Source organism: Bradyrhizobium sp. USDA 4473, assembly GCF_054063335.1.
This window is the reverse complement of the sequence record NZ_JBSSGE010000001.1, coordinates 2,730,875-2,743,533: the sequence shown is the minus strand read 5'-3', so window position 1 is coordinate 2,743,533 and position 12,659 is coordinate 2,730,875. Positions and strand designations below refer to the sequence as shown.

At 65.0% G+C, this 12,659-nt stretch carries 15 protein-coding genes and 1 tRNA gene; 4 read left to right on the top strand and 12 right to left on the bottom strand.

Translation table 11 applies throughout. The features are described 5' to 3' along the window. Positions 1–5 precede the first annotated feature (5 nt). The 6 genes from ACVW17_RS12850 to ACVW17_RS12825 form a co-directional block, all read right to left on the bottom strand. On the bottom strand, positions 6–683 hold the full coding sequence (locus tag ACVW17_RS12850) for a DsbA family protein (protein ID WP_456752231.1): 678 nt from the start codon (positions 681–683) through the stop codon (positions 6–8). Positions 684–719: 36 nt separating this feature from the next. Continuing rightward, positions 720–1,457 (bottom strand): sulfite exporter TauE/SafE family protein, encoded by a 738-nt coding sequence (locus tag ACVW17_RS12845; protein WP_456756409.1) that lies wholly within the window; start codon positions 1,455–1,457, stop codon positions 720–722. 134 nt (positions 1,458–1,591) lie between these two features. Then, complete coding sequence (locus ACVW17_RS12840) at positions 1,592–2,314, bottom strand: LrgB family protein (protein ID WP_456752230.1); 723 nt, start codon at positions 2,312–2,314, stop codon at positions 1,592–1,594. Continuing rightward, on the bottom strand, positions 2,311–2,697 hold the full coding sequence (locus ACVW17_RS12835; protein ID WP_456797176.1) for a CidA/LrgA family protein: 387 nt from the start codon (positions 2,695–2,697) through the stop codon (positions 2,311–2,313). Before ACVW17_RS12835 ends, ACVW17_RS12840 begins: the two co-directional genes overlap by 4 nt. A 270-nt stretch (positions 2,698–2,967) precedes the next feature. Further along, positions 2,968–3,414 (bottom strand): PaaI family thioesterase, encoded by a 447-nt coding sequence (locus ACVW17_RS12830; RefSeq protein ID WP_456756408.1) that lies wholly within the window; start codon positions 3,412–3,414, stop codon positions 2,968–2,970. 5 nt (positions 3,415–3,419) lie between these two features. Then, complete coding sequence (locus ACVW17_RS12825) at positions 3,420–3,854, bottom strand: acyl-CoA thioesterase (protein WP_456752228.1); 435 nt, start codon at positions 3,852–3,854, stop codon at positions 3,420–3,422. A 94-nt stretch (positions 3,855–3,948) separates the two neighbouring features. Between ACVW17_RS12825 and ACVW17_RS12820 the strand changes: the two genes are divergently transcribed. Further along, positions 3,949–4,506, top strand: a complete 558-nt coding sequence (locus ACVW17_RS12820; protein WP_456752227.1) for a TetR/AcrR family transcriptional regulator — start codon at positions 3,949–3,951, stop codon at positions 4,504–4,506. A gap of 65 nt (positions 4,507–4,571) precedes the next feature. On the opposite strand, the gene ACVW17_RS12815 is transcribed toward ACVW17_RS12820, so the two are convergent. Next, entirely contained in the window at positions 4,572–5,063 is a 492-nt protein-coding gene (locus ACVW17_RS12815; protein ID WP_456752226.1) for a hypothetical protein, read from the bottom strand. A 218-nt stretch (positions 5,064–5,281) separates the two neighbouring features. Between ACVW17_RS12815 and ACVW17_RS12810 the strand changes: the two genes are divergently transcribed. Both ACVW17_RS12810 and ACVW17_RS12805 read left to right on the top strand, forming a co-directional pair. Continuing rightward, positions 5,282–5,566 carry a PsiF family protein gene (locus tag ACVW17_RS12810; RefSeq protein ID WP_456752225.1) on the top strand — a complete coding sequence of 95 codons (285 nt, stop codon included), beginning with the start codon at positions 5,282–5,284 and terminating at the stop codon, positions 5,564–5,566. Between the two features lie 149 nt (positions 5,567–5,715). Continuing rightward, positions 5,716–6,801: an AbrB family transcriptional regulator gene (locus ACVW17_RS12805; protein WP_456752224.1), complete on the top strand. Its 1,086-nt coding sequence runs from the start codon at positions 5,716–5,718 to the stop codon at positions 6,799–6,801. A gap of 136 nt (positions 6,802–6,937) precedes the next feature. Here the strand turns inward: ACVW17_RS12805 and ACVW17_RS12800 are convergent, their stop codons facing one another. Beyond that, complete coding sequence (locus ACVW17_RS12800; protein ID WP_456752223.1) at positions 6,938–7,510, bottom strand: disulfide bond formation protein B; 573 nt, start codon at positions 7,508–7,510, stop codon at positions 6,938–6,940. 157 nt (positions 7,511–7,667) lie between these two features. Here ACVW17_RS12800 and ACVW17_RS12795 point away from each other — a divergent pair. Further along, positions 7,668–7,752 (top strand) — tRNA-Leu (locus tag ACVW17_RS12795). Positions 7,753–8,409: 657 nt separating this feature from the next. Here the strand turns inward: ACVW17_RS12795 and ACVW17_RS12790 are convergent. The 4 genes from ACVW17_RS12790 to ACVW17_RS12775 are packed head-to-tail and all read right to left on the bottom strand — an operon-like array spanning position 8,410 to position 12,638. After that, positions 8,410–8,898, bottom strand: coding sequence for a Zn-ribbon domain-containing OB-fold protein (locus ACVW17_RS12790; protein ID WP_456752222.1), 489 nt, complete (start codon positions 8,896–8,898; stop codon positions 8,410–8,412). Next, positions 8,895–10,091 (bottom strand): thiolase C-terminal domain-containing protein, encoded by a 1,197-nt coding sequence (locus tag ACVW17_RS12785; RefSeq protein ID WP_456752221.1) that lies wholly within the window; start codon positions 10,089–10,091, stop codon positions 8,895–8,897. The genes ACVW17_RS12790 and ACVW17_RS12785 overlap by 4 nt, the downstream gene beginning before the upstream one ends. Next, positions 10,088–11,371 (bottom strand): CaiB/BaiF CoA transferase family protein, encoded by a 1,284-nt coding sequence (locus ACVW17_RS12780; RefSeq protein WP_456752220.1) that lies wholly within the window; start codon positions 11,369–11,371, stop codon positions 10,088–10,090. Before ACVW17_RS12780 ends, ACVW17_RS12785 begins: the two co-directional genes overlap by 4 nt. A 46-nt stretch (positions 11,372–11,417) precedes the next feature. Beyond that, complete coding sequence (locus tag ACVW17_RS12775) at positions 11,418–12,638, bottom strand: ABC transporter substrate-binding protein (protein ID WP_456752219.1); 1,221 nt, start codon at positions 12,636–12,638, stop codon at positions 11,418–11,420. Positions 12,639–12,659 lie beyond the last annotated feature (21 nt).

The window sequence follows — 12,659 nt, the reverse complement described above, 5'->3', positions numbered from 1 at the left end:
GGGACTTAGTTCTGCTCGGTCTTGCGGCCCATATTGGCCTTGCGCGCGTCGGCGATCACCTGCTCGAACTGATCCATGCTGAGCACGCCAGGCACCCGATACTTGCCGACGATGAATGACGGCGTGCCGTTGAAGCCGAACGCCATCGCCTGCTCGTTGTTGCGCGACAGGATCGCGTCGATCGCCTTGGCGTTGGTGTCGAGATCCTTCTTCAGCCGGTCCATGTCGAGCCCGGCGCCCGAGAGCAGCTCGGCGATGCGCGGCTCGGTGATGCGCGAATTGACCGAGATCATCGCCTCATGCGCGGCCTCGAACTTGTCCTGGTACTTCGCCGCCAGCGCCATCCGCGCCGCCACCTTGGAGACCGGCCCGAGGATCGGCCAGTCCTTCAGCACCAGACGAACCTTGCCGTCGTCCTGCACCACCTGACGCAGCTCCGGCGCGAGCTTGCGGCAATACGGGCAGTTGTAATCGAACCACTCGACAATGGTGATGTCGCCCTTGGCATTGCCGATCACAGGAATATCCGGATCGCGCAGCACCTGCTCCTCGGTCAGGACCTTGTCGTCCTCGGCGCGCGCGCCGCCCGCGGCCAAGAGCGCGATGCCGGCACCGATCAAGCCGAGCGCACCGCGCCGGGTGGCAGCGGCGTCGATCAGGGGTGATGTCGTCAGATGGTTCATGGCTGGCTTCCGGAAGGGCCCTTCGCCCTTCTACGTTCAGGACACGTTGATGTTACGCAGCAGCATATAGATGGCCACCACGATAATCACAGTCGCAAAGACAATATTCAGGGCGCCGCGGCGTTCCGACAGGTGCCGGGCACTGCGGGTGCCCAACAGGCCGCCCGCGATGCCACCGGCGACGAATAGCCCCGCCAGGCCCCACGACACCAGCCCGGACCACGCATAGCTCAGGGCCGTGGTCATGCCGAAGGCGGTGACGGCCACCAGCGAGGAGCTGACCGCGTTCATGATCGGCATCCCGGTCGCCAGCATGAGCGCCGGCACGATCAAGAAGCCGCCGCCGATGCCGAAGAAGCCCGACATGGTTCCGGTCGCAAGGCCAAGGCCGATGATCGCCGGCATGTTGGACATCGAGATCTTGACGTCGGTCAACCCGACCCGTGCGCGGGTCTTCAGCATCAGGCCCGCGATCACCAGCATCACGATCGAGAACAACGCGAGCAGCTTCTGGCCCTCCAGCATCTTGCCGAGGATCGAGCCACCGAACGCCCCGAGCATGCCTGACAGCGCGAACACCAGCGCGCAGGACCAGATCACGGTGCCGCCGCGGGCGTGGTTGGAGAGATTGATCGCGGCGTTGGCGGCGACCGCGATCGCCGATGTACCGATCGCGACATGCGGCTCGGGCACGCCGACCACATAGACCATCAGCGGCACGGCCAGGATCGACCCGCCACCGCCGACCAGGCCCAGCGAAAAGCCGACCAGCATGCCCGATGCCAGCCCAAGCAGGCTTTGAGTTGCAGAGAAGACCAAGGGAGACAGACTCGCGTTTGCGGCGGCACCCTAGAAGGATTTGCTACCTGATGCCATACCGATAGCACAAAACCGCCATGCAGCCGGCATCAGCGCAGCAAATATGTCACGGCCAGCGGTACCAGCAGCGAGGTGACCAGCGCGTTCAGGCTCATCGCGATGCCGGCAAAGACGCCGGCGACCTCGTCGACCTGGAAGGCGCGGGCGGTGCCGATGCCGTGCGCCGCGATCCCGGCGGCAAAGCCGCGGCCGCGGAAGTCGGTAATCCCTGTGAAGTTCATCAACGGCGTGACGATGACCGCCCCCATGATGCCGGTGAGGATCACCGACACCGCGGTCAGCGAAGGATCGGCGTGCAGGGATTCGCTGATGCCCATCGCGACGCCGGCCGTCACCGATTTCGGCGCCAGCGACAGGATGATGTCGCGTGGCAGGCCGAACGCCCGCGCCAGCAGCACCACCGAGACGATCGCCGTCAGCGAGCCGACCGCGAGCGCGACCAGCATCGGCAGCACCGCGGCCGCCACCCGCTTGCGGTTCTCGTAGAGCGGCACCGCCAGCGCCACCGTCGCCGGCCCGAGCAGGAAGTGCACGAACTGCGCGCCGGCGAAATAGGTGGTGTAGGAGGTTTTGGTCAGCAGCAGGAAGGCGCCGATGATCCACAGCGAGTGCAGCACGGGATTGGCGAGCGGATGCCGCCGCGTCTTCAGCGACACCGCATCGGTCGCGGCATAGGTCAACAGCGTCACCGTCAGCCAGAGCAACGGCGACTGCGAGAGGTAGACCCAGAGCGAGAACGGGTTGTCGCTCACGGCGCCTCCTTGTCGCGCGAGAACAGGCTGCTCGCCGCGACGAAGGTCGCAACCGTCGCCAGCAGCGTGACGATCACCGATACCGCGAGGATCACCAGGATCGCCGTGCCGTGTTCGGCGAGCAGATCGAGCTTCTGCACCACGCCGACGCCGGCCGGGATGAACAGTAGCGACAGATTGGCGAGCATGCCGCGGCTGGCGCTCTCGACGCCGTCATTGCGGAGCGGCCCGCGCGCCAGCGCCGCATACCGGTCGCGCGCCAACAGCAGCAACAGCAGCAGCACCAGCCCGACCACCGGACCCGGCACCGGCACGGCGAGCGCTCGCACCATAACCTCGCCGACGAGTTGGCAGAGCAGGATCAGACTGAGGCTGGCGATCATGGCAGGGCGCTCGCGCGAAGCATCCAGCTATCAGGTCGGCACGACGGTAGCTTGTCAATGCACCAGGCCTTGAGCGCGTGCGCAGATGCTAGGCACTCTGGTCGCTGATCCGTTGCGCCTTTCTCAAACCCGTCATCCTGAGGAGCGCGGAACGCGCGTCTCGAAGGATCGACGGCCACCAGCCGGGCCGTTCATCCTTCGAGACGCGCGCAAGGCGCGCTCCTCAGGATGACGGAACAGAGGCTGCGTACGCTTTTATTGCACGCGCCTCTATTGCTCCCGTCTTTGCAACGCCATCAGCGTGCCGCTCATGGTCGCGACCAGCGTCTCGAGGCCGTCCTGCACGGCGTAGGCGCGGCCGTCGCAGACGGTCAGCGTCCGGCCGGGCTTGATCACAGTGCCGCGGAACACGAACCGCTCGCCGCGGGCCGGCGCCAGCAGGTTGGTCTTGAACTCCACGGTGAGGATGTCGGAGCCTTCGGGCATCAGCGTGAAGGCCGCGATCCCGCAGGCATTGTCGAGACCCGCGGTGATGATGCCGGCATGCACGAAGCCGTTCTGCTGGCAAAACTCCGGCGCATAGGGCATCGCGAGATCGACTTCCCCCGGCTCCATCCGCGCGATCGAGATCCCGAGCGTCTGCATCGCGCGCTGGCGTGCGAACGTATCGGCCGCGACCGCGCGAAAATCGGGATTCTTCGGCTCGAAGCGGGGCATCGCGGTCACGCGCTCACCGGTTCTGACGGCACGAGATGCGGCATCGCGGCGTAGCGGATCGCCGGCGCGAACGGTGCCGCCTTGCGCGCGGCGCGGTCGATATGCACGGCGGTGATCTCGCAGGTCGCGGCGACCTCGCCGGCTTCGGCGTTGCGCATCTCGTGCAGGATGCGGATCGACTTGTCGCGGAACTCGACCAGCCGGCTCTTAATCTCGACGAGATCGCCGGCGAGCAGTTCGCGCTTGTAGGAGATATTCTGCTGCACGGCGGCCATGCCGCGGCCGGACTCGCGCAGATAGCTCGGCGTCAGGCCGAGCCGCGCGAACATGTTCCAGCTCGCCTCGTCGAACTTGCCGACATACCACATGACGTTCATGTGGCCGATGTGATCGCAGTGCCAGGGATAGACCGTGCCGCGATAGGTCGCCTCGCCCTCCATGGTACCCCTCCCTCGATTTTTGATACGGTAGCGTATCAAGGACCAAGCAGGCTAGCAATACGGTACCGTATCAGACCCGCTCCGCGGAGATCACATGACTGAAAGCAAGGGCGACGCCTGGGTCGCGGCCGGCTTTGCCGAACTTGCGCATAGCGGCATCGACGGCGTCCGGGTCGAGGTGCTGGCGAAGAATCTCGGTGTCACCAAGGGCGGCTTCTACCGCCGCTTCAGGGATCGCGCCGCGCTGCTCGAGGCCATGCTGGTGCGCTGGCGCGACGGCCGCATCGCCGCGATAGAGAAGCAGACCGCGCTCGACGGCGCCAGCGCGCGGGAGCGGCTGAAGGCGATCATCACGCTCTATTCGGAGCGCATGAACGCCGAGGCGATGGCAGTCGAACTCGCGATCCGGCAATGGGCACGCACCGACGAGGCCGCCGCCACGGCCGCCGCGAGCGTCGATGCCGCGCGGCTGAAGCAGGTCGGCCAGCTCTACCGCGCCACCGGGATGTCGTCTGAAGAGGCCGATGCGCAGGCCTTCCTGTTCTACTGCTTCATCTTCGGCCAGAGCCTCTTGTTTCTCGAGCGCGGCGCGCGCAAGCGCGCGCAACTGCTGGCGCAATCGGCGGACAAGCTGCTGGCGGAAGGCCAGTAGCAATGGCGTCAAAGAAAGCGGCCGGCTTGCGCCGGCCGCTCGTCAAACGTCAGCTCCGGCCGGGCTCAGGCGCCCTTGAGCTTCTTGTTGCATTCGCTGTAATAGCCGCCGCCCTTCTGGATCCACTTCATGCCGCCATTGCCGCCCGTGGTCTTGTTGGCGTTGTACTGGTCGAGGCAGCTGTGCATGCGCTGCTTGCCTTCGGTCTCCTTGGCGTATTTGGGATCGACCGCGTTCGGAAACACAGCGGGTCCTGACGGGGCTGCCGGTGCCGCGGCGGGAGCGGCTTCCCGCTTGGCTTCCTTCGGTGCAGCCGGAGCAGGTGCGGCAGCAGTGGGCGGCGGAGCGGCGGGCGCCGCAGCCGGGGTCGCATCGGCGCTGCACTGGGCCTTGCGGAAATCATTCCACTTCTGGCCGTTGAGGGTGCCGGCCGACTTGGCCGCTTGGTACTTGGCGCTGCATTCCTGCGCGGTCAGGGCCTGTGCCGGCGCGCTCGCCGCAAAGGCTGCAAAGCCCGACACCGCAATCACGCACAACAATCTGGTCTGAATGGTCATCCCTAGTCTCCCGTCATCCCTGGTTTCCCGTTGGTTTCCCTTTGGGGCTTGCCTTGGGGGCATTGGCGTAAGACCATTATCCTAGCGCAACCCCGACTTGCGACAACGTGCGGGCGCGCCTGGGCGCTAAAATATTGTGGCGGCAGGACGTCGGCATGTTCATCCACGGTTCAGCATCGCCGCGCAACGTTTCGGCTCCTTTCCTCACGAGGTGCCCCATGAAGACGATTACCACGTTCGCGACCGCGACTGCCGTTGCCTCCCTGCTGCTGATGGGCGGGGCTTTCGCGCAGACTGCCGCGCCCGCCGCCAAGGACGCCGCTCCGGCGGCCACTGCGGCCAAGGCGCCCAAGGAAGCCAAGCCGCGCACCGCCGAGTCGCTGGAATGCTCGAAGGAAGCCGACGCCAAGGGCCTGCACGGCAAGGAGCGCAAGAAATTCCGTTCCGAGTGCAAGAAGAACGCGGCGGGCGGCGGTGCCGCCGCGCCCGCGGCGACGAAGTAACGCGCGGATAGACCTCGACGTGTCCCTCACCCTCCCCAACCGGGGAGGGTGAAAATCTGTGCGCCGCGCGAGTCGCTCGCGTTTTCCGGCGCAATGCTGCAATCGCGAGATGCATTTGTCCCGTGGTTGCGGATTTGCCATAAGGCGGCGTGACCCTGATCCGCGCTTCGATGGCATCAGCCATTCCCGACCGCAGCAAAGTTCTGAACGGGCTCGAGACCCTCGTCATCGGCGCCGGCGGCGGCTTGCTGTTTTTATGGGCGGAATTGCCGGGCGGCCTGATCTCGGGCGCGATGGTGGCGGTCGCGCTCGCCGCATTGGCCGGCCGGCCGCTCGCGGTGCCGCCGGTGCTGACGCAATCGGTGCTGCTGCTGCTCGGCATCTCGCTGGGCTCGCTGATGTCACAGCAATTGCTGCAGCACATGAGCTCCTATCCGCTGACCATCGGCCTGTTGGCCCTGGCGACCTTCTGCTCGACCTTCGGATCGAGCCTCTATCTGCAACGCGTCCATGGCTGGGACCAGACCTCGGCCTTCCTCGCCGGCAGTCCCGGCGCGCTGTCGCAGATCACGATCCTGGCCGCGGAAAAGGGCGCCGACGTCGCGGCGATCGCCGTGGTGCAGACCATGCGCGTCATCATCCTGACCGCGGCGCTGCCGCTGGTGCTGGCACTGACCGGGGTGACGCATGCCGCGCCGCCGCCCTTGCCGACCACGGTCGCCTCGCCGTTCGGCCTCACAGCCCTGGTCGCCTTGTCGATCGGCGTATCGCTGCTGCTGCGCTGGATCAAATTCCCCGCCAGCTGGATGTTCGGCGCGATGCTCGCCTCCAGCCTGCTGCACGGCTCGGGCCTGATCGATGGCGGCCTGCCGCCGTGGCTCCGCAACATCGCGCTGGTCGGCATCGGCGCCATTATCGGCACCCGCTTCGCGCGGATGAAGACCTCGACCCTGCTGAGCCACGTCAATGCCGGGCTCGGCTCGTTCGCGATCGCGATCCTGATCTCAGCCGTGTTCGTCGCGGTGATCGGCTTCACCACCCATGTGCGGCTCGCCGACGTCGTGGTCGCCTTCGCGCCCGGCGCGATGGACGCCATGCTGGCGCTGGCGCTGACGCTGCATATCGACCCGATCTTCGTCGGCGCGCATCATCTGTCGCGCTTCCTGTTCGTCACCATCTCGACGCCGGGCATCATCCATCTGTTCGGCCGACCGCAGGACGACGTCGACGATTAGAAGCTCTCCGTCCCGTCATCCTGAGGTGCGAGCGGAGCGAGCCTCGAAGGATGAACGGCCCGGCCGGTGGCCGTGCATGCTTCGAGGCGCGCTACGCGCTCCTCAGCATGACGGATCAAGGGAAGCGGCCGCGACCTCAGGCCTTCGCGGCCCGCATCACGCCCCAGCCGGCGATCGCGGCCATCAACAGCGAGATCAGCACGTTGTAGCCGGCGAGCGAGATGCCGAGGAAGCGAAACTGCACCTCATCGCAGCGGACCACCTTGACCTTGTCGAGCTGGTCCAGCAGCGAGCCGGCCTTGCCGAAATCCACCATCGGGCCGGTGCAATCGGTCGGTCCCGGCCAGAATCCCCATTCGACGCCGGCGTGATAGCTGCCGAGCCCGGCATTGGCGAGCGCGGCAAGACCGAGGATCGCAAGGCCCGCCAGCAGCACCGGACGCGGCGCGCCGCGGGCGGCGGCGAGCGCCACCACGGCGCCGAGCGGGACCGCGAGGTAATAGGCGTAGCGCTGCTCGAGACAGAGCGGACAGGGCATGATCTCCAGCACGAGCTGGAAGAACCAGGCGCCGGCCAAGGTCGCCGCCGCGATCACGGCAATCGCCAGGGCCGAGGCCAGCGCGGGATTGCCGCTCGCCGAAGCATGCGACGGATGGGCGGTGGCAATCGTCACGGCGGTCCTCCTGGGAGCGTCATTCGGGAGGGTCATGGCCCTGCTCCATGCTCGATTGCGGTCGTATCGCGCGAAATTACCGCTGTCGAGGCGCCGGACATTCACATCCGCGCGGGTTGACCGTGACGGGCCGCCCGCTATAGTCCGCCGCGCTTCGCGACCCCGGCCCTTCCCGGTCTGGACCATCGCGAATGCCCCTGTGGCGGAACTGGTAGACGCGCTCGACTCAAAATCGAGTTCCGCAAGGAGTGCTGGTTCGATTCCGGCCAGGGGCACCACGGAAAAAATCTCAGTTATAACAATAACTTAAGACGCCAGTTCGATTCCGGATTTCGCCAAAAACTGTCGCGGCGAATTGAAAATCCAAGCATAAGCCCACTGCAGCGGTTCACCTTGCAGGTATTTTTGCTGGTATCGCCAAGCCAGACGCGCTGCGGCGAATTTCGCTATTCCGAACGATGGAATCGAGCAGATGGCGCGCAAGAATGATGGCCCTGTGGGTCCCACAGCAGATCTCACTAAGCTCGACTGCCGCCGTGCGATCGAAATTCGACATGAGCTACGGACCGCCGGCGCTTTTCGACTCGCGCACGAAGCGGATGAAGCATTGGGCTGATCGGAACTCCTTCGATGCCAAGAAGTCGATGCCGACAAGGTAGGCGCGCAGGCTTGAGTCTCCTAACGTCAAGCTGGTTGAGCTTGCCGAATGCAACCCGCGGCAAGCCGAGGTGATCGTCGTCGAAAGCTTGCGCCTGAAGTGCCGGAGAGCGGATCGATTTCGCAGCGCTCTTGCAACGCGTTGCGCTTGGCCACCTGAGTAAACCGCCGCGCTTACATACGCCCTGACCAAGAGACCGTCTGCGCTCGTGACCGCTGCCCTCAAGGCGAAGGCCACACGTTCGAATCGCAGGATTCCTTTCAATTTACGACACTAACTAGCCGGTCGAGTGACCGCTGACCTCGTCAGGGCCTTGCCGCAGCCGCCATTGCAGCAACGAAAAGGATGGATCGGACTCCGGGTGATGCTCGAAGACCCCCTTAACCTCAGTACCGATGACCACGGTCTGGCGGGGATCGCCCAGCAGATTACCCACCATACGCACGCCACCGGCGTCTGGTAGCTCGACGAGCACCGCGACGTATGGACCATGCTGCTTCAGCGCCGGGTGCGAGGGATGCCAGACGCGCTCCCAACTGAAGATGCGGCCGCTCGCCTCGACCTCGGTCCATGTGAGCTCAAAGGCATGACAATGATGGCAGATCCATTCCGGCCCGAATTGCCAGGAACTGCAGCGGGCACAGCGTTGCACCAGTAGGCGGCTTTCCCGCAGGCCAGCCCAATAGGGCGCCGAGAGCCCATCTGGCTCGCTGACTGGGATGGGTAATCCGGCAGGAAGATAGCGCGCATTGAGGGGCCCACTCATAAGGTCGCCTCCGAGGCCAAAATGAGGTTGCTGGCCGGCGTCACCATCGGGCCGCCGATCACCAGCGCCACATCGTTTCGTCGAACTTGGTTCGTCGAAGTTCCGCGTACCTGCCGAACGGCCTCCAGAACGAGCTCAAATCCGTGCATATAGCACTCCGCTAGATTGCCCCCGCTGGTGTTGAGCGGCAGCCGCCCGGACGGCGCGATCAGATTCTCGAAGGTCAGAAACTCGTTGGCCTCCTCGGGCTCGAAGAAGCCGTGCTCCGCCAGCGCCAGTACGACGCCGCCGGTGAAATTCTCATAGGCCTGGACTACGCCGATATCCGATGGCCCCACCCCGGCCATGCGATAGAGATCTGGGGCAACGGTGTCGAAGCTCGCGGTAGCATAGAGTGTCGCGTTGTGCGCAGTCGCCCCTGCGCGATGCCCGGAGCCGAAGGCCGCACCGAGCAGATAGGTCGGCTTGCGCTTGAAGTCGTTGGCGCGCTCCGCCGATACCAGTACCAGGGCCGCTGCGCCGTCATTCTCCATGCAGCAATCGTAGAGATGGAAGGGCTCCACGATCCAGCGCGAGGCATCGTATTTCCCGACGTCCAGCGGCTTGCCATGCATCACGGCGCGTGGATTGGCTTGGGCATGGTGATAGGAGGCAAGCGCAATCGCGCGCAATGCCTCTTGGCGCACACCGTGCTCATGCATGTAGCGCTGCACCCGCATGGCAAAGCGCTGCGGCGGCGCCAGCACGCCATACGGCATCAGATAGGAGCGTTCGCCCGAAACCGTGTGGATCTCGCCCGCCTTCCCGAACCGGCCATATTGGCCCTGCGACAACGCGCGGAACACCACGACACAATCGGCGAGGCCCGCGACGATCGAGGCGGCCGCATTGGCAACCGCCGCGCAGCAGCCACCGCCCCCTCCGCCCCATTGCATGGTCGCGGAGCGCAATCGATGCGTGCCCAGCGCCGCGGCCAGCCGCGACGCCTCGCTGCGATCGTCGCTGTAGGACGAGAACCCGTCGATCTCGCGCGGATCGAGTCCGGCATCCTCGCAAGCCGCCAGAATGGCTTTCAGTGCCAGCTTGAATTCCGGGTCGGGGGATGCACCGTGGCGATAATATTCCGTTTCACCGATCCCGATCACCGCGACACGACCCCGCAGCGTCCGTTCGTCCCTCGCGCGCGCGGTCACGACTTGGCATCCCGTCGCGAGGGCTGGCTGCCGAAGGCCCCGTCTGCGGCAAGGCGCGCGATCTTCGCCTCGTCATAGCTGAGCAGCTCACGTAGGACGCTTTCGGTGTGCTGACCGACGGCAGGTGCCGCAACGGGATCAACGATCGGCGTCCGTGAGTAGCGGATCGGCAGGTTCACATTCGGCACCCATCCCACGGTCTCGTGCGGGATCCGGGTGACGATCCCACGCTCCCTCGCCTCGGGTGAACGGATCGCCTCGCCGACAGTGCGCAGCTGCCCGCAGGGCACACCGGCCGCCCGCATCCGCGACTGCCAGTGTGACCAGGGCTGCCGGACAAAGGCATTGCCGAGGATCGCGAACAGTTCCTCCCGTCGGCGGATCCGATCCGGACCCGTCGCATAAACCTCGGCCACCGCAAGATCTTCGCGCTCGAGCACCTGCGCCATCAGGCGTTGAAAGATCTTGTCGTTGCCGCAGTTGATGTAGAAGCAGCAGTCGCTGGCCTGAAACACACCCGACGGGCACGTGTCCGGACTCGTGTTGCCGCTTCGCTTCGGATTGGCACCGCTGAACAGCGACTGCATGGTCGCGTAGCCGGTCATCAGGACCGCATTCTCGAACAAGGAGACCTCGATCGCCTGGCCCTGCCCGCTGCGCTCGCGCGCCAGCAAGGCGCCGAGGATCGCGTTGCTCGCCATCATCGCGGTGCTGATATCCATCACCGGCGATAATGCGCGCACGCCCTCGCGGTCGGCATAGCCGTTCATGGAGACAAAGCCGCTCTCGACCTGCGCGATTGGATCGAAGCCGAGCCGGTCCGAAAACGCCCCGTCGCGGCCATAGGCCGACACAGAGCAATAGACGATCTCGGGTTTGATCTTGCGGCAGCTCTCGTAATCGAGCCCCAGCCGCGCCATCACATCAGCCGAAAAATTCTCGACCACGACGTCAGCGGTCGCGATCAGCTCACGGGCGACCTTCAGGCCCTCAGGCGATTTGAGATCGAGCGCGACGCTGCGCTTGTTGCGGTTGGTCCAGAGAAACGGCGCACCGTGTCCGAGATCGGGGTGCATCGGGGGATAGCGACGCAGATCGTCGCCACGGCCCGGCGCTTCAATCTTGATCACCTCGACACCCATGTCGGCGAGGATCATGGTCGCGAACGGCCCCGCGATGAAGTGCGAGAAATCGATCACCCGGATCCCCTCGAGCGCCTTTGGCGCATCGGATGGACGCGGCGTGTGCTCGGGGAAGTCGGTTTCAAGCTGGTCCAGCATCACAGGTTCCGTGCGTTTGAGTCCAGGTTCATGAAGCGTTCGACCGTCAATTGCTCTTCGGCTCGACCAGCGAGCAGCCGCCTTGGTCGAGCGGCCGGAAGGCTTCGGGGCCTGTGAGCACGCCGACCTGCTCCATCAGGTCCCACTTGCTCTTCGAGACACTCGGGCTCTTCACCTTGAAGATGTACATGTTGTGGATAGCGCGGCCGTCCGCGCGGACCACGACCGGACCGAACAAAGCATCGTCGACCGGCTTCTCCTTCAGCTTCTGAATGACCGCCGGCGCGTCGTTGGTTCCAGCCGCCAACGCCGCGTTCAGATAGGCAAGGACCGAGGAATAGACGCCAGCATGGAACGCGGTCGGCGACTGCCCATGCTGACGCTCGCTGAACCTGGCCGACCAGGTGCGGCTGGCGTCATTGAGGTTCCAGTAGAACGGCTGGGTGACAATCAGTCCCTCGCCGACCGCAAGGCCGCTCGACTCCACATCGTTGGTGGTGGTCAAGAGCGCCGCAAAGGTACGTCCACTCTGTTTCAAACCGAATTCGGCGGATTGCTTGATCAGGCTGACCGTGTCACCGCCGGCGGTCGCAAACGCAACCACATCGGCACCCGACCCCTCAGCCTGCAGGATGAATGACGCATAGTCCGCATTGTTGATGGGTACATTGACCGACCCGAGCACGGTGCCGCCGCCGGCGCCGATCACCGCCGTTCCGTCGCGCACCATCGACTTGCCGAGCGCATTGTCGGTCGCGATGAAGTACCATTTCTTGCCGCCGTGACGCACGAGATAGGCACCGATGGTGTGCGAGGCCGCCCAGGTGTCGAAGGTCCACTGGATCGTGTTGGGCGAACAGTATTTCCCGGTCAGGTCCGAGGACGCGGCACTCGACGCAATCAGTGCCGCCTTGGTGCCGCGCACGACTTCGTTGACGGCGAGCCCGACGGCCGAGTTCGGCACGTCGGCGACCGCATCGACCTTGTCCTGGTCGATCCAGCGGCGGGCAATTGCGGCGCCGACATCCGCCTTGTTCTGGTGGTCGGCGGAGACGATCTCGACCTTGAAGTCGGGATGAAGCCGCATGAAATCTTCTGCGGCCATTTTGGCCGCCGTCACCGAACCTTCTCCGGCATTGTCGGAGTAAGGACCAGACGTGTCGTTGAGCACGCCGATCTTCAGGGAACGCTCAGCGTCCGCCGACGCAGGCGAACTGGCCCAAACAGCCAGAAGGGCTATTCCTGCAATGCGCAAAAGATACTTCATCGTTTCCACTCTTAGTGACGT